The organism is Streptomyces sp. NPDC107454, from assembly GCF_055582885.1.
The window spans coordinates 221474-236713 of record NZ_JBVJPA010000004.1; the positions used below are offsets into that span (position 1 = coordinate 221474).

The 15240-nt window shown below is 72.7% G+C and carries 14 protein-coding genes and 2 pseudogenes; 8 read left to right on the forward strand and 8 right to left on the reverse strand.

Translation table 11 applies throughout. From position 1 onward, the window contains the following. Window position 1: 1 nt before the first annotated feature. Window positions 2–556: a TetR/AcrR family transcriptional regulator gene (locus ACZ69M_RS11275; protein ID WP_067360187.1), complete on the reverse strand. Its 555-nt coding sequence runs from the start codon at window positions 554–556 to the stop codon at window positions 2–4. Beyond that, a complete protein-coding gene (locus ACZ69M_RS11280) occupies window positions 553–915 on the reverse strand; it encodes a DUF1304 domain-containing protein (RefSeq protein ID WP_470048790.1) in 363 nt (120 codons plus the stop codon). The genes ACZ69M_RS11275 and ACZ69M_RS11280 overlap by 4 nt, the downstream gene beginning before the upstream one ends. Window positions 916–1090: 175 nt before the next feature. Here ACZ69M_RS11280 and ACZ69M_RS11285 point away from each other — a divergent pair, with 175 nt between their 5' ends. After that, window positions 1091–2683: an oxidoreductase gene (locus tag ACZ69M_RS11285; protein WP_470048792.1), complete on the forward strand. Its 1593-nt coding sequence runs from the start codon at window positions 1091–1093 to the stop codon at window positions 2681–2683. Between the two features lie 3 nt (window positions 2684–2686). Here ACZ69M_RS11285 and ACZ69M_RS11290 read toward each other — a convergent pair whose 3' ends face one another. Then, complete coding sequence (locus tag ACZ69M_RS11290; RefSeq protein WP_470048794.1) at window positions 2687–3991, reverse strand: PucR family transcriptional regulator; 1305 nt, start codon at window positions 3989–3991, stop codon at window positions 2687–2689. Window positions 3992–4338: 347 nt separating this feature from the next. Here ACZ69M_RS11290 and ACZ69M_RS11295 point away from each other — a divergent pair, with 347 nt between their 5' ends. Beyond that, a complete protein-coding gene (locus ACZ69M_RS11295) occupies window positions 4339–6060 on the forward strand; it encodes a fatty acyl-AMP ligase (protein WP_470048795.1) in 1722 nt (573 codons plus the stop codon). 61 nt (window positions 6061–6121) lie between these two features. Here ACZ69M_RS11295 and ACZ69M_RS11300 read toward each other — a convergent pair whose 3' ends face one another. Next, a complete protein-coding gene (locus ACZ69M_RS11300) occupies window positions 6122–7789 on the reverse strand; it encodes an amidohydrolase (protein ID WP_470048797.1) in 1668 nt (555 codons plus the stop codon). Window positions 7790–7801: 12 nt separating this feature from the next. Next, window positions 7802–9295, reverse strand: a complete 1494-nt coding sequence (locus ACZ69M_RS11305) for an APC family permease (protein WP_470048799.1) — start codon at window positions 9293–9295, stop codon at window positions 7802–7804. A 129-nt stretch (window positions 9296–9424) separates the two neighbouring features. On the opposite strand from ACZ69M_RS11305, the gene ACZ69M_RS11310 reads away from it, so the two are divergent. The 3 genes and pseudogenes from ACZ69M_RS11310 to ACZ69M_RS11320 all read left to right on the forward strand — a co-directional run. Beyond that, entirely contained in the window at window positions 9425–10192 is a 768-nt protein-coding gene (locus tag ACZ69M_RS11310; RefSeq protein WP_470049334.1) for a TetR/AcrR family transcriptional regulator, read from the forward strand. After that, window positions 10189–10650, forward strand: coding sequence for a pyridoxamine 5'-phosphate oxidase family protein (locus ACZ69M_RS11315; RefSeq protein WP_470048801.1), 462 nt, complete (start codon window positions 10189–10191; stop codon window positions 10648–10650). Before ACZ69M_RS11310 ends, ACZ69M_RS11315 begins: the two co-directional genes overlap by 4 nt. 39 nt (window positions 10651–10689) lie before the next feature. Further along, window positions 10690–10767, forward strand: a pseudogene (locus tag ACZ69M_RS11320) (VOC family protein); the annotation flags it as partial. 116 nt (window positions 10768–10883) lie between these two features. Here ACZ69M_RS11320 and ACZ69M_RS11325 read toward each other — a convergent pair. Then, window positions 10884–11201, reverse strand: coding sequence for a DUF4235 domain-containing protein (locus ACZ69M_RS11325; RefSeq protein ID WP_470048803.1), 318 nt, complete (start codon window positions 11199–11201; stop codon window positions 10884–10886). 156 nt (window positions 11202–11357) lie between these two features. Here ACZ69M_RS11325 and ACZ69M_RS11330 point away from each other — a divergent pair. Next, window positions 11358–12177: pseudogene (locus tag ACZ69M_RS11330) on the forward strand (cation diffusion facilitator family transporter). A 66-nt stretch (window positions 12178–12243) separates the two neighbouring features. Here the strand turns inward: ACZ69M_RS11330 and ACZ69M_RS11335 are convergent. Together ACZ69M_RS11335 and ACZ69M_RS11340 are read right to left on the reverse strand one after the other, a co-directional pair. Further along, on the reverse strand, window positions 12244–12687 hold the full coding sequence (locus ACZ69M_RS11335) for a nitroreductase family deazaflavin-dependent oxidoreductase (protein WP_470048805.1): 444 nt from the start codon (window positions 12685–12687) through the stop codon (window positions 12244–12246). Window positions 12688–12794: 107 nt separating this feature from the next. Beyond that, window positions 12795–13424: a LysE family transporter gene (locus ACZ69M_RS11340; protein ID WP_470048807.1), complete on the reverse strand. Its 630-nt coding sequence runs from the start codon at window positions 13422–13424 to the stop codon at window positions 12795–12797. Window positions 13425–13829: 405 nt separating this feature from the next. Between ACZ69M_RS11340 and ACZ69M_RS11345 the strand changes: the two genes are divergently transcribed. Both ACZ69M_RS11345 and ACZ69M_RS11350 read left to right on the forward strand, forming a co-directional pair. After that, window positions 13830–15017 carry a cytochrome P450 gene (locus tag ACZ69M_RS11345; protein WP_470048809.1) on the forward strand — a complete coding sequence of 396 codons (1188 nt, stop codon included), beginning with the start codon at window positions 13830–13832 and terminating at the stop codon, window positions 15015–15017. Window positions 15018–15036: 19 nt separating this feature from the next. Further along, complete coding sequence (locus tag ACZ69M_RS11350; protein ID WP_054234301.1) at window positions 15037–15231, forward strand: ferredoxin; 195 nt, start codon at window positions 15037–15039, stop codon at window positions 15229–15231. The last annotated feature ends 9 nt before the right edge of the window (window positions 15232–15240 follow it).

Sequence of the window (15240 nt, forward strand, 5' to 3'; positions counted from 1 at the left end):
TTCAGCGGCTCATGTGCAGGGCGACCAGCAACTGCCAGACCTGGTCGGCGACTTCCTCCGGGGTGCCCTCAAGGAGTCCGTGCAGCCAGTCCGCGAGCACCCCCGCGAACGTGGCGGCGACCGCGGAGGCCACCAGCGGGGCGTCCGCGGCGCCCGCGAGGGTGCGCTCGGCCAGGCTTCGGGCGCGCAGGTCGCGATGGAGGACGTGCCCGAGCGGGCCGCCCCCGCCCGGGCTGAGCAGCGCGCGGTAGAGGCCGGCGTGCGGGGCGAGGTCGGCGAAGAACGCGAGCAGGGCGGGCGGCGCGGACACCGGGTCGGGCCGCCCGCGCCACGCGTGCAGCGCCTCCACGGCCTCCCGTACGACATCGGCGCAGGCGTCGACGGCCAGTGCCTCCAGGTCGGCGTAGTGCACGTAGAAGGTGGCCCGGCCGACCCCGGCCCGCCGCACCAGCGCGGCGACGCCGACCTCCTCCAGCGGGTGCTCGGCGCACTCCGCGAGGAGCGCCCGGCGCAGCTTCTCGCGGGTGCGGGCGGCCCGCGGGTCCTCGGGCGTCACCGCGCGAGCAGGACGGCGGCCAGGGCGAGCGCGCCGGGCAGGGCCTGCGCGAAGAGGATGCGGCGGTTGGCGGTGAGCGCCCCGTACACCCCGGCGACCACGACGCACACCAGGAAGAAGACCTGGACGCGGAACCCGGTCGGATCGGCGGCGATCAGCCCCCACACCAGGCCCGCCGCGAGAAACCCGTTGTAGAGCCCCTGGTTGGCGGCCAACGGCGCGGTCGCCCGGGCCATCTCCGGGTCGAAGCCGTGCAGGCCGCGCCCCGGCTTCTTCTCCCACAGGAACATCTCCATCACGAGTATGTACGCGTGCAGCGCGGCCACCAGGCCCACCAGCACGTTCGCGACCGTCTCCATCGTCAGCAAGCTCCCTCGTACACGGCTGTCCACGGCGTTCCTGGACAGATATCTCCTGGACAGGTGTCCACTATAGCTGGACGGCTGTCCAGGAAGTCGCGGGGCGCTTCAGGTTGCCCCGTGCGCCCCCTGGGGTAGCGATGCTGCGTTTTCCGTTGCCGTAGGGGGAGTTGACGTGTCGGGCAGCCTCGCGCCGGGTGGTTGGAGCGGGAACGAGCGGGGCATGTGGGCCGCGTTCCGCAGGGGGGAGTGGTACGCGGACGGGGGCGAGGTCCGGGCGTCGGTGGTGCGCCGGCTGCTGCTCGCGCCGCCGCCCGCCGAACCGGGCCACCTGCCGAGGCTCAGGCTCAGGGACGTACGGATCACCGGGCGACTCGACCTGGCCGAGGCGCTCGTCGCGGGGACGCTACGGCTGCGCTCCTGCCGCTTCGAGCAGGTCCCCTGCCTCGACGGCGCCTCCCTGGGGGCGCTGGAGCTCCGCGACTGCGAGCTGCCCGGGCTCTCCGCGGTCGGCGTCACGATCGGCCGGCAGTGCGAACTCACCCGGTGCCGGGTGGCGGGCCCCATCGATCTCTACGGCGCCTCGATCGGCGGCACCCTGCACCTGGAGGACAGCCGGCTCACCGGGCACGGCGAGCGCCGCGGCGAAGGCGCGCTGCAACTGCTGTGCGCCACCGTCGGAGGGGACATCCAGGCGGGCTCGGGCCTGCGCGTCGACGGCTGCACCGACCTGCGCGACACCTCCGTACGGGGCAGCGTCGTGCTCAAGCGCGCCGAGCTGCGCAACCCGTCCGGGATGGCGCTGAAGGCCAACCGGCTGCACATCGGGGGCGACCTGAACTGCCGCGGCGGCCTCGTCGCCGAGGGCACGGTCGATCTGTGCGACGCCCGGGTGGGTGGCGGCGCGCTGTTCGAGGACGCCTCGCTGACCGCGGAGCACGGGCCCGCGCTGCGCGCCCACGGCATAGACGTCGGCGCCGAGTTCAACCTCTGCGACGGCTTCACCGCGCGCGGCCGGCTCTCGATGAGCAGCGTCACCGTACGCAGCCGGTTCTGCTTCAAGGACGGACTCATCGACGCCCCCGTCGGACAGCCCGCCCTCCTCAGCCGCCGCTCCACCGCCTCCGAACTCGACATGCGCTTCCGCGCACCCGTACGCGGCACGGTCGACCTCAGCCACACCCGCGTCACCGTCCTGAGCGGCACCCCCGAGAGCTGGCCCACGGCGCTGCGCATGGAGGGCGTGGTCTACGACAGCCTGCTGCCCCAACTCCCCGCCGCGCAACGGCTTCCCCTGCTCACCCGCGACCCCGAGGGCTTCACCCCACAGCCCTACGAGCAGTTGGCCGCCGCCTACCGCCAGCACGGGCACGACGGCGACGCCCGTACGGTCCTGCTCGCCAAGCAGCGGCGGCTGCGCACCACCCTGCCGTGGCCGGGGCGGGTGTGGAGCGGCCTCCAGGACATCACCGTCGGCTACGGCTATCTGCCGATGCGCGCCGTCTGGTGGCTGTGCGCGATCGTGCTGAGCGGGATCCTGCTGTTCACCCGCTGGCCCCCGCAGCCCGTCGACCCGGGCAAGCCGCCCCGCTTCCAGGCCGCCATCTACACCTTCGACCTGGTACTGCCGCTCGTCGACTTCGGGCAGGAACAGGCGTTCAGCCCACGCGGCGGCCTCCAGTGGGCGGCCGCGGTCCTGGTCTGCCTCGGCTGGCTGCTCGCGACGACGGCCGCCGCGGGCGCCAACCGCATACTCCGCAGGGCGTGAGCGTCACCGGGCCCCGGCGGCCCGCCGCAGCGTCAGCGCCCGCAGCGCGAGCTGCATCTCGAACTGAGCCGTCGGATCGTGGAGCCGCTCGCCGAACAACTCGTCCAGCTGCCGCATCCGATAGCGGACCGTCTGCGGGTGCACGGCGAGCCGCGCCGCCACCTCACTCGCGTTGTGGCCGCTCTGCAGCCAGGTCAGCAGCGTCTCGGCGAGGCGCTCCCGCTGCGGCGAGCGCATCCGGTCCAGCGGGCTCAGCCGGCGTTCGGCCATCGCGTCCACCAGCGCCTCGTCCCGGAAGAGCAGGAGCGTGGCCAGGTGCTCCTGGCAGCGCACCATCTCCGTGTCGGGCAGGATGCCCCGCCGCACCAGCTCCAGCGCCTCGGCCGCCCAGCGCAGTGACCGGGCGCCCTCGTGCAGCGCCACGGTGGGCCCCATCGCCGTACGCAACCCGTGCAGCGCCCCGCAGACCGCCCGCGCCCGCCCCGGCCCCTCCGGATCGGGCACGACGAGGACGGCCGGCTGGACGTCGAACCGGGCGAGGAACTCCGGCGGCACGATGGGCCGGGCCGCCGCCGTGGGCCGCGGCCCACGGTCGATCGCGACCACCGCCAGCGCCCTCGGCACCGGCCACCCCGCGGTGTGCGCGAGTTCGCTGATCGCCTCGGCCGACGCGGGCGGATCGGCGGTGAGCAGATCGAGGAGCCGGGCCCGCCGCTGCTGCAACTCGCCCGCCCGGTGCAGCCGTGCCTCCGTGTAGCCCGCGGTCGTCGCGGCCGCCATCTCGTCCAGATGCAGGAACAGCGCCTCGCCGAAGGCGGCCAGCACATTGCGCGGCAGCAGTTCGGCGTCGACCAGCGCGTTGATCCGACGCCACGTCACCCGCGCGCCGAGCCGCAGTGCGGACTGGAACGAGTCGAGACTGCGCCCCTCGTCCGCCTCGCCCCGCCCGATGCGCCGGTAGGTCTCCTTCACCGGCTCCCCGTCGGTGTCCGGCTGCGCCATCCGCTCCAGGAACCCCTGCAGGGCGTGCTCGACACCCCGCTGCACGACCTGCATGTACGTGTCGTCCGTCGGGCGCGCGTACTCGGGGATCTCGGTCTTGATCGCCCGTACGACCTCTTCCCTGATGTCGGTGAAGAACGGCCGGAGATGGTGGTGCAGGCCCGAAGGGATCGCCTTGAAGGGGCCGTTGGGCTCGTCGCCCGTCTCTCGGGCGGCCCCCGCGTCCGTCGCGTCCGCCACTGTGTCTGTCGCCTCGACGGCTCCGCGGTCCGCGTCCTCGCTCTTTGAGGTGTGGAATCCGGTCATCGCTGCGGCTCCCTTCTGCGGGCGCGGTCGGGGGCTCGGAGACGATACCGGCAAGTAACGAGCCGCGCCCCGTCAACGGCGGACAGACGTGGGTGTGTGGATTGTCACTCGGCGACAACGGGGACCCGACGGCACGGACGGTCGACGGCCCGGAGCCCCCGTGACTTGGCCCCGGACGCCGAATCGAGGCCCGGTCTTTGTCAGCCGACTGACAGAAGCCGGGTGACGAACTGTCAACACGTCGTCTAACCCGACCGGCACCCCTCGGCGGACGCTGGGCCCGTCCCCCTTGCCTGCCCACCCTGCCGGGCAACAGCCCCACCGCCCCCACGAGTTGGAGCCACCCCATGACCCCCGCCCGGCCGCCCGCCGACGCGCCACTGACGGACCACCTGCGGCACTGGGCCCGCCGTCGCCCGCAGCAACGCGCCTTCAGCCACGTCGACTTCCCCGACACGGCGTCCCCGGGACAGCACCGCACCCTCGGCTGGCGGGCCCTGGACGCCCGCGCCCGCGCCGTCGCCGACCGGCTCGTGACACTCGCCGCGCCCGGCGACCGGGCCGCACTGCTCATGCCCCAAGGGCTCGACTACGTGGCGGCCTTCCTCGGCTGCCTCTACGCACGCGTGATCGCCGTACCGCTCTTCAGCCCCCGGCTTCCCGGTCACGCGGGCGGACTGGCGGCCGTCCTCACCGACTGCGAACCCGGCTGCCTGCTCACCGACTCGGCCACCGTCACCGCGGTCGACGCCTTCGTCCTGGACCACGCGCTGCCCGCCGTACCGGTCGTCCCCGTCGACCGGCTGCCCCTCCAGCGCTTCGCCTTCGACGAGGTCGAGTCCGCGCCGGTCCCCGACGACATCGCCTATCTCCAGTACACCTCGGGCTCCACCCGGGACCCCGCGGGCGTGATGATCAGCCACGCCAACGTCGTCGCCAACGCCCGCCAGGCCATCGACGCCTTCGCGGGCGACCTCGACGATCCCGGCGCCACCACGACCGTCGGCTGGCTGCCCCTCTTCCACGACATGGGCCTGGTCCTCAGCGTGGCCGCGCCCGTCCTCGGCGGCTTCCCCTCCGTCCTGATGGACCCGGCGGCCTTCCTGGAGAACCCGGCACGCTGGCTGCGCCTGCTGAGCGCGTACGACGGCACGATCAGCGCCGCCCCCAACTTCGCGTACGACTACTGCGTGGCCCGCACCGAACCCACCGTGGCCGACGAGCTGCGCCTCGACCGCGTACGCGCCCTGATCAACGGCGGCGAGCCGGTGCGGCCGGGCACCATCGACCGCTTCCGTGCCGCCTTCGCACCCGCGGGCCTCGACCCGGCGGCGCACTGTCCCGCGTACGGACTGGCCGAGGCCACCGTGTTCGTGACGGCGGACGCGCCCACGGCGGAGCCCACGACGGTGGCGTGCGACGCGGGCGCGCTCGCCGAGGGGCGGCTCGAGAGCGCACAGGACCTGGCGGGCGCGGCGGCCGTGCTCGTGTCCTGCGGCGCGCCCGTCGGCCAGGAGGTGCGGATCGTCGACGCCGAGGGCGCCGCGCTGCCGCAGGGGTGGGTCGGCGAGATCGAGCTGCGCGGACCCAACATCGGGCGCGGCTACTGGAAGCGCTCCGATCGGACCCTGCGCGAGCCCGGGGGCTGGCTGCGCACGGGCGACTACGGCGCTCTGCTCGACGGACGGCTACTGGTCACCGGCCGCCTCAAGGACGTGATCATCGTGGACGGACGCAACCACTACCCCCAGGACATCGAGGAGACCGTCCAGAGCGCAATGGACCTCGTCCGCAGGGACCGGCTGGCCGCCTTCGGCGTGACCCGCGCCGACGACACGGGCGAGGAACTCGTCGTGGTCGCCGAGCACCGCGGCGAGATCGACCCCACCGAGGAAGAGACCCGCGCGAGGGAACGCGACGTACGTGCCGCGGTCTTCGCCCGCCACGGACTGCGGCTCGCCGCGCTGCTGCTCGTCCCGCCCGGCTCCGTGCCCCGCACCAGCAGCGGCAAGGTGGCCCGCGCGGCCTGCCGGGCCCGCTTCCTCGACGGCGGGTTCGATCCCTGGTGAGCCCCGCGCGTACGGCGTACGGCCCGCAGGCCGGACCGCACTCGTACGGCCGCAAGGGGCGTCAGGCTCCCGACGCCGTGTGGACGCGCTCACCCCCCACATAGGTCAGGGCGACCCTCGCGGACGCGATCTCCTCCGGCGGACCCGCGTACGGGTCGCGGTCCAGCACCACGAGATCGGCCAGCGCCCCGGCCCGTACGCTCCCGGTGTCGTCGAGGTGGTTGGCGTACGCCGAGCCCGCCGTGTACGCCATCAGGGCGGCCGTCAGGTCGATGCGCTCGGCCGGCAGGAACACCGGCCCGGTCCCGTCCGGGGCCACCCGGTTGACCGCGACGTGGATGCCCTGAAGCGGGTCGGCGCTGCTGACCGGCCAGTCGCTGCCCGCGGCGAGCCTCGCCCCGGACCGCAGCAGCGCCCCGAACGGGTACTGCCAGGAGGCCCGTTGCGGCCCGAGGAAGGGCAGGGTCAGCTCGTCCATCTGCGGTTCGTGCGCCGCCCACAGGGGCTGGATGTTGGCCGTGGCACCGAGCCGCGCGAAGCGGGGTACGTCGTCGGGATGCACCACCTGGAGATGAGCGAGGTGCGGACGCGTGTCGCTTCGCCCGTTGGCCCTGCGCGCCGCCTCCACGGCGTCCAGGGCGTCGCGTACGGCCCGGTCGCCCAGTGCGTGGAAGTGACACTGGAAGCCGAGCGCGTCCAACTCGGTGACATAGGACGGAAGCCGAGCCGGATCGATGAAGCTCTTCCCCCGATTCGCGGTGGCGCAGCCGCACCGGTCCAGATAGGGGTCGAGCAGCGCGGCCGTCCCGTTCTCGGCGACCCCGTCCAGCATCAGCTTGACGCTGCCTGCGCGGAACCGGCCCTGGCTCAACGCGGCCCGCCGTTCGACGAGTTCGGGTATCTGCTCGGCCCCACGCTCCCGGTCCCACCACAGCGCGCCGACGACACGTGCGGTCAGCGAACCGTCGCGGGCGGCCGTCAGATAGGCGTCCGACGGGTCCTCCATCCCCACGAACGCGCCGACCAGCGCGTCCTGCCAGGCGGTGATGCCGAGCGCGTGCAGCTCCCGCTGGGCACGCAGCAGCGCGGCGAGCCGGTCCGCGGCGGTGGCCCGGGGCGTGTGCCGGCCGACATGGTGCATGGCCCCTTCCTGAAGCATCCCGTTAGGCTCGCCCGAGGCGTCCCGCTCGAAGCGCCCGTCGGCCGGGTCGGGCGTGTCCCGGGTGATACCCGCGAGCTCGAGGGCGCGGCTGTTGACCCAGGCGCCGTGGTGATCCCGGTTCGGCAGATACACCGGCCGGTCCGGTACGACCGCGTCCAGCAGCTCCTTGGTCGGCGTACCGCCCGCGAAGGCTTCCATGGACCAGCCGCCACCCGTGATCCACTCCCGTTCCGGGTGCGCGTCGGCGTAGGCCCGTACGGCGGCGAGGGTCTCCTCGGCGGTCTTCGCCCCCGTGAGGTCGCACTGACTGAGCTCCAGCCCCGCCGGGACCGGGTGGACGTGGGCGTCCTGGAAGCCCGGCAGGAGCAGCCGTCCCGCCAGGTCGACCACCTCCGTCTTCGGGCCGACCAGGTCGTGGACCTCGGAGTTTCCGACGGCGGTGATCCGGTCGCCGGTGACGGCGACGGCTGTCGCGCCGCGGCCTTCTGGGCGCCCGGGACCCCCGGGACCCTCGTGGTTCCCGGGGGTGAGGACCGGGCCGCCGGTGAAGAGGAGATCGGCGTGCATGTGCATCTTTCCTTAGTTGGATGTGGCCAGCAGTTGGGGCGCGTCGGCGTCGGTGCCGTGTCCCGTACGGAAGTAGGGGGACTTACGTACCCACTTCGCCCACGCGGCGGCCAGGAAACCGGAGGCGATCATCAGGGCGGGGGTGAGCAGCAGGAACCAGCCGTTGTCCGCGCTGACTTCGAAGTGGTCGGTGGAGGTGTAGAAGGACCAGGCGAGATAGCCGCCGAGCGCGAGCAGGGCCGCCGCGCTCAAGGAGGGCAGGACCACGGCCCGTATCCCCTGCCGCCAGTCCTCCCGCAGCAGGCCCCGGAAGCGGGCGGCGGCCGCGAGGGCGGTGAGCGCGTAGGACAGCGCGACGACGATCCCGACCGCGTTCACCGTCGCCGTGATCATGTCGGCGAGACGGGGAATCACCAGGGCGAGGGCGGCGACCACCGTCGCCAGCGCGCCGATCAGCAGCGTTCCGATCGCCGGAGTCCCGTACCGCGCGCTGACCTTGGACCACACCGGTCCGAGCGTACGGTCCCGGCTCATCGCGAACATCCCGCGAGCCGTCGGGATCACCCCGGCCTGCAGCGAGGCGACGGCCGAGAACATCAGGGCCACCAACGGCAACGCGGCCAGCGGCTGGGAGGCGAGCCGGTCACCGAAGAACGCCAGCCCCTGCGCCCCGTGTCCGGCCAACTCCTGCTCGGACAGCACGCGTTGGAAGGCGATCGAGCCGAGGAGGAACAGCCCCAGCATGGTGACCAGCGTGATGAGCCCGGCCCGTGAGGCGTCGCGCGGGTCGCGCACCTCCTCGTTCACGGTGAACGCCGCCTCGAAGCCCCAGTAGCAGAACACCGACAGCAGCAGCCCCTGCGCCAGCGCCGACGCCGAGGGAATCGCGAACGGGTCGAACCAGCTCAGCCGGAACGGGTGCGGACCGGTGACGATGCCGTAGCCGCAGAAGCCCAGCAGCACGACGTACTCGAAGACGAGCAGCCCGCTCTGCAGCCGGGCCGCGGTCCTGACCCCGGTGACCGCGGTGAGGGTGACGGCGACGAGGACCACGATGCCCACCGCGGTCGTCTGGGCGGTGGAACCCGGGTCCAGCGCCAGCCCCGCCACCGTGTGCAGCCCGGCCTCACCGGCCAGTTGGAGCATCGCCGAGCCGGTCACGGCCGTGGTGTACGCGAGGAACGCCACCGTGGCCACGATGTTCACCCAGCCGACGAGGAAGCCGAGCCAGGGGGTGAGGGAACGGCCCACCCACACGTAGCCGTTGCCCGCGTTCGGCTCGACCCGGTTCAGCCGGCTGTAGGCGCCCGCGATCCCGAGGATCGGCAGGAAGGCCAGCAGCATGATGGCGGGCAGATGCAGCCCGACCACGCCGGCCGTCACGCCCAGCCCGATGCCGATGCTGGTGGTCGCCGCCGTGCTGGAGGCGGCGATGGCGACGCCGTCCACGACGCCGAGCGATTTGCGCAGGGACGGGGGGTCCTCACCGTAGGGCTGCTGCGTCATGGCCTGCTCCGATCGCACCCAGGGGGCCTGATTCCGGCCCGATGACCGGAAATGAAACTGCCCGAGGCCTTAACAGGTCAACGCTGTTGACATAAGGTGCCCGCACCGGAGGGAGAGTCCATGACGTCCATGAACGACCGCGTCGTTCCGCCCGCCGCCCGGCGGCGCAGGCGCCCTACCAAGACCGGAGTCGTGCTCTCCGAGGACCTGATCGTCGAGACCGCGTTGCGGCTGCTCAAGGAGCACGGCGCCGACGCCCTCACCGTCCGCCGCCTCGGCCTCGCCCTGGGCGCCGATCCGACCGCCCTGTACCGGTACTTCCGCGACACCGACGACCTGCTCCTCGCCATCGCCGACGAACTCATCGGCCGCACCCTGCGCACCTGGCGCCCCGCCGGGGACTGGCGCGCCGACCTGCGGGATCTCGGTCTGCGGATGCACGCCGGGGCGCTGTCGCATCCGCAGGCCGCGGTGCTCAGCTCCTACCGCGTCACCGGCCGGGTCCACGAGATCGAGGCCGTCGAGACCATCCTCGGCGTGCTGCGCCGAGCCGGTTTCCCGGACCCGGACGCGGTGCGGATCTATCACGCCTTCGTCGACCAGTCCCTGGCCTTCGCCGCCCTCGACGCGGCGAGCCTGGCGCTTCCGCGCCCCGCCCGCGACGCGGAGGCGGGCGTGTGGCGGGCGACGTACGCCCGGCTGCCCGCCGACACCCACCCGCACATCGCGGCGACCGCCCGCCATCTGCTGCTGGACATGCGCCGCAGCGCCTATCCGGTGGCGCTGGACATGCTGCTGACCGCGGCGGCGGCGCGCCTCGAAGAGGTCACCGAGCGCGCCGGTCACGCCGGTCCTTCCCCCGCCCGAGCAGAAGATCAGGAGTCCGCCCGCCCATGAACCCGCCCGTCCGCTCCCCGAAGCAACGGGGGCACGACACCCTCCACCGGCTGGAGAACGACGTCGACTGCTGGGTGTCCACGGCCGACGGCGCCGGGGCAACGCCGTACCTGATCCCGCTGTCCTTCCTCTGGGACGGCACGACCCTGCTGCTCGCCACCCCCGCCGCCAGTCCGACCGGCCGCAACCTGCGCGCGACCGGCAAGGTGCGCCTGGGCATCGGCCCGACCCGCGACGTGGTGCTCGTCGAGGGAACCGCCGAGACGCTGGAACCCGCCGCGCTGCCGGACGGAGCCGGCGACGCCTTCGCCGAGAAGACCGGCTTCGACCCGCGCGGACTCACCACGGCGTACCTCTACTTCCGTATCACCCCGCGGCGCGTGCAGGCCTGGCGCGAGGCCGACGAACTCACCGGGCGCGACCTCATGCGCGACGGGGAGTGGCTCGTGGCGGACTGAATTCGTCCTACGGGGTAACCGGCAGCACGGCGGGCGCCCGCCGCCCGCCGCGACGTGACGCTGACGCCGCCCAGCTGGCCGCGTCCCGAGAACTCCCTCCAGGTGCACCTGGACTTCCACCCTGTTTTGGTGTGGTCGACGGCAGGCGGCGCAGGGTGAAGGAGTGTCCTGACAGATCGGCGCAGGTGACCGCCCGGCCCGCGCCAGGCCGCTCCCGCGCGGGTCGCCGGTCCTCAGTCCCGCCCGCCCTTGTCCGAGGACGGCCAGACCCCCGTCGAGCGTTCGACGGCCTTCGCACCCGTACGGTCCGCTGCGCTGCGCGCCACCGCGAACAAGGCACCCTGAAGGGCGGCGGCGAGCAGCACCTCGCCCCAGCCGCGGTCCTTGTCCAGGGCGTCGGGCGCGTCCTCCTCGTGCCGGATCGCCTTCCAGGTCGCCCGGAAGGCGATCCCGGCCAGCGCGCCGCTCGCCCAGCCCAGCGCGAAGCCGAGGGGCTTGTAGGCGAGCGGGAGTTTGAGTTTCCTCGGCTTCTTGGACACCTTCTTGGGCACCTGGTCCTCCTTCTTGGCCGAGGCCGACGGTGCCACCGAATCCGGGCGCGGGGTAGAGGGCGTGGGTGTACGCCGAAGTGTGAGGCGGGCACCCCGGGGAAACCGGCCGAGGTGAACCGGGAACCGAACAAGTCGGACCACAGGACACGCCTCACCGTGCTGGTCGCCCTGGGCGCCAACCTGTTGATCGCCGTGGCCAAGGCGGTGGGCGGCCTCCTCGCGGGCTCACCCGCGCTCCTCTCCTCGCCGCGCTGCGCCGCCCCGCCGACCACCGGCACCCTTTCGGCTACGGCAAGGAACGGTTCTTCTGGTCGCTGCTCGCGGCCGTCGGCATCTTCGTGATGGGCGGCTGCTTCTCCTTCTTCCAGGGCGTCGAAGCGCTGCGGAACGGCGCCGAGGAGTCCTTCCACGGCTATGTGGCCGGTCTGGCGGTCCTGGGAGCCGCCCTGCTTGCCGAGGGAGCTTCCCTGCTCAGGGCGCTGCACCAGGTGCGCGGGCAGGGCGGCGGCGCGGGCGGGATGCGCGACCCCGCCCTGCGTACGGTGGTCGCCGAGGACGGCACCGCAGTGATCGGTGTCCTGCTCGCGATCACCGGCATGGTGCTGCACATGGTCACCGGCCAGGTCGTGTGGGAGGCCTGTGCCTCCCTCGCCATCGGGGCGCTCCTCGTGTGCGCCGCCTACCGGCTCGGCCGGGACGCGCGCGACCAACTCATCGGGCGGGCCGCCGACGAGGAGGTGAGCCGTCGGATCCGGGCCCTGCTGGAGGCGCAGCCCGGGATCGACAGCGTGGAGGCGCTGCTCACCATGCAGCTCGGCCTCGACTCGTCCGCATCAAACGCTCCGTCGCCCACACCGTCCCGGAGGCCGACCAGATCTTCCTGGACGTCACCGACGCGGGTGCGGCACAGGCCGCGGCGCGCGGGAACGTGGCAACGGAAAGCCCCGCCGCGACGGGGGAGCGCGGCGGGGCCTGAGACACGGGTGCCCGGCGCGCGACGGATCATGCGCACCGATTTCCACGGAATCTCTGTCCGGGTCGGTCAGTCCGTCGGCTCCAGCACGAAGACGGGGATCTCGCGGTCCGTCTTCTTCTGGTAGTCGGCGTACGGCGGGTACGCGGCGACCGCGCGCTCCCACCACTGGGCCTTCTCCTCACCCGTGACCTCACGCGCCGTCATGTCCTGGCGTTCGGCGCCGTCCTGGAGCTCCACGTGCGGATCGGACTGCACGTTGAAATACCAGACCGGGTGCTTGGGGGCGCCGCCCTGCGAGGCGACCACCGCGTAACGTCCGTCGTGCTCGACCCGCATCAGCGGGGTCTTGCGGATCTTGCCGCTCTTGGCACCGAGGGTCGTGAGAATGATGACCGGCAGTCCCGTGTCCATCAGCGTGGTCCCCTTGGTGCCACCTGAGCCCTCGTACAGCTCCACCTGGTCACGTACCCACTGCGCCGGGCTGGGTTCGTACTCACCCTCAAGAGGCATGACTTCCGTCCCATCGTCGCTCGTACTGATCCTGTCTCGGCATGATTCAACACCAGCACGGCCGCGAAACATCCGCACCCGGCCCGCGGGAGCGCGAGCCGCACTCCTCAGGGCGCGACGAGCATCCGTACCGCCAGCACCACGATCACGGCACTCGACGCGAGCGCCGTGACCAGCCGCCCCCGTCGTCCCGTCAGCGCCCGGCCGAGCAGCGCGCCACCGCCGGCGAGGAGGAGCTGCCAGCTCGCGGACGCGACGAACGCGGCGAGCACGAACACCCCCTGCTCCAGGGGGCGCACCGCCTCGGCCGTCCGGCTGCCGAGGACCAGGGCGGCGAAGTAGATCACGGTGGTGGGATTGAGGAGGGTGATCCCGAGCAGGGTCAGGTACGCGCGCGCCGGGCGCACCGGGTCCCGTACGGACCGGGCCGCGAGCCGCTGTTCGCGGTACTGGCGCACCGCGCCGACGGCGCCCCGTCCGGCCATGGCGAGCAGCACCAGACCGGAGGCCCAGCGCAACGGCACGAGCACCGGTTGCAGCGCGGTGGCGAGCGCGGCGCCCCCGAGGGCGGCGACCAGGGCGTACAGCCCGTCGGCGGTCGCGACGCCCAGCGCGGCGCAGCCGCCGGTTCTCAGGGACGTACGCGCGGTGAGGGAGACCAGATAGGTCGCGACCGCTCCGACGGGGATGGCGATGCCATAGCCCGCGAGAAGCCCCGCGACGAGCGCGGCGGTCACGACCGGGGAAGCGAGGGCCTCCGCGGACGGCCGGGCTGCTGCTGGACCCGCACCGGACGAGCGGCGGCGGAGGTCGGCGGCAGGAAGGCTTCGAACGTGGGCATGGGCAGATCCTGGGGCTGTCGAGCCACCCGTGCAAGTCAATTACGCGAGGACGTCACCGAGCCACCGAAGACGGGTGTGTACCGTGGAGGTAGCGGCTGGATCGAGCCACACACGCGCCGTACGTACGGCACCCCGGCGGCGACCGAGGCCCGTGGGAGCCCGGTGGCCGCTCCGACCGGCGACGGTGCTCGGCCAGATGGTCCGTCCGGGGCATCTGGCCGAACTTTGCGTGGCTCCTATAGGTGCCTGGGGCATCTAATGAAGATCGGCAAGAGGGAACCATCGCTTGCGAGGTCACTCATGACAGAACCCGTTGCCTTCCCCCAGGACCGTACGTGTCCCTACCACCCGCCCACCGCCTACGACGCCCTGCGCGAGGCGCACCCCCTGTCGCGCGTCTCCCTGTTCGACGGGCGCAACGTGTGGGTCGTCACCGGGCACGGCACCGCCCGTGAACTGCTCACCGATCCCCGGCTCTCCTCCGACCGCACCCGCCCCGCGTTCCCGATGCCCACGGAGCGGTTCGCCCAGTCCCGCAACCGGCGGGTCGCGCTGCTCGGGCTCGACGATCCCGCCCACCACACCCAGCGCCGCATGCTCGTGCCGAGCTTCACCCTGAAACGGACCGCGGCCCTGCGCCCGCGCATCCAGGAAACCGTCGACCGGCTGCTGGACGCCGTGGAGCGGCAGGGCCCGCCCGTCGAACTGGTCAGCGCCTTCGCGCTGCCGGTGCCCTCGATGGTGATCTGCGCGCTGCTCGGCGTCCCGTACGCCGACCACGACTTCTTCGAGGAGCAGTCCCGCAGACTGCTGCGCGGCCCGGCCGCCGCGGACACCCAGGACGCGCGCGACCAGCTGGAGGCCTACTTCGGGGCACTGATCGACCGCAAGTGGAAGGACCCGGAGGACGGACTCCTCGACGAGCTCATCCACGAACAGCTGCGCGAGGGGAAGGTGGACCGCGAGGAGCTGATCAGCCTGGCGACGATCCTGCTGGTCGCCGGGCACGAGACGACCGCGAACATGATCTCGCTCGGTACGTTCACCCTGCTGCACCACCCCGAGCAGCTCGCGGAACTGCGCGCCGAGCCGACGCTCATGCCCGCCGCCGTGGAGGAACTGCTGCGCTTCCTGTCCATCGCCGACGGGCTGCTGCGGGTGGCCACCGAGGACATCGAGGTGGCGGGGGCGACGATCCGGGCCGACGAGGGCGTGGTCTTCTCGACCTCCGTCATCAACCGTGACGCGGGCACCTTCCCCGAGCCGGACGCCCTGGACTGGCACCGTTCGGCCCGTCATCACGTCGCGTTCGGCTTCGGCATCCACCAGTGTCTGGGCCAGAACCTCGCCCGCGCCGAGATGGAGATCGCCCTGCTGTCGCTCTTCGACCGGTTGCCCGGGCTGCGTCTGGCCGTGCCGGCGGACGAGATTCCCTTCAAAGCGGGAGACACGATCCAGGGGATGCTGGAACTCCCCGTGACCTGGTAAGAGGCTGGCGGCCATGAATATCGAGATCGCCATCGACAAGGACGTCTGCATCGGCGCGGGACAGTGCGCGCTGACCGCGCCGAACGTCTTCACCCAGGACGACGACGGCTTCAGCGCGCTGTTGCCCGGTCGTGAGGACGGCGGCGGGGACCCGCTGGTCCGGGAGGCCGCGCGGGCCTGCCCGGTGGGCGCCATCACCGTCTCCGAGAGCTGAGCACCACAC

Bases quoted from the DNA above. Each gene is read 5' to 3' on its own strand.
- ACZ69M_RS11280 (WP_470048790.1), bottom strand. From the start codon at position 915: ATGGAGACGGTCGCGAACGTGCTGGTGGGCCTGGTGGCCGCGCTGCAC.
- ACZ69M_RS11290 (WP_470048794.1), bottom strand. From the start codon at position 3,991: ATGACCGGATTCCACACCTCAAAGAGCGAGGACGCGGACCGCGGAGCC.
- ACZ69M_RS11295 (WP_470048795.1), top strand. From the start codon at position 4,339: ATGACCCCCGCCCGGCCGCCCGCCGACGCGCCACTGACGGACCACCTG.
- ACZ69M_RS11300 (WP_470048797.1), bottom strand. From the start codon at position 7,789: ATGCACGCCGATCTCCTCTTCACCGGCGGCCCGGTCCTCACCCCCGGG.
- ACZ69M_RS11305 (WP_470048799.1), bottom strand. From the start codon at position 9,295: ATGACGCAGCAGCCCTACGGTGAGGACCCCCCGTCCCTGCGCAAATCG.
- ACZ69M_RS11310 (WP_470049334.1), top strand. From the start codon at position 9,425: ATGAACGACCGCGTCGTTCCGCCCGCCGCCCGGCGGCGCAGGCGCCCT.
- ACZ69M_RS11315 (WP_470048801.1), top strand. From the start codon at position 10,189: ATGAACCCGCCCGTCCGCTCCCCGAAGCAACGGGGGCACGACACCCTC.
- ACZ69M_RS11335 (WP_470048805.1), bottom strand. From the start codon at position 12,687: ATGCCTCTTGAGGGTGAGTACGAACCCAGCCCGGCGCAGTGGGTACGT.
- ACZ69M_RS11345 (WP_470048809.1), top strand. From the start codon at position 13,830: ATGACAGAACCCGTTGCCTTCCCCCAGGACCGTACGTGTCCCTACCAC.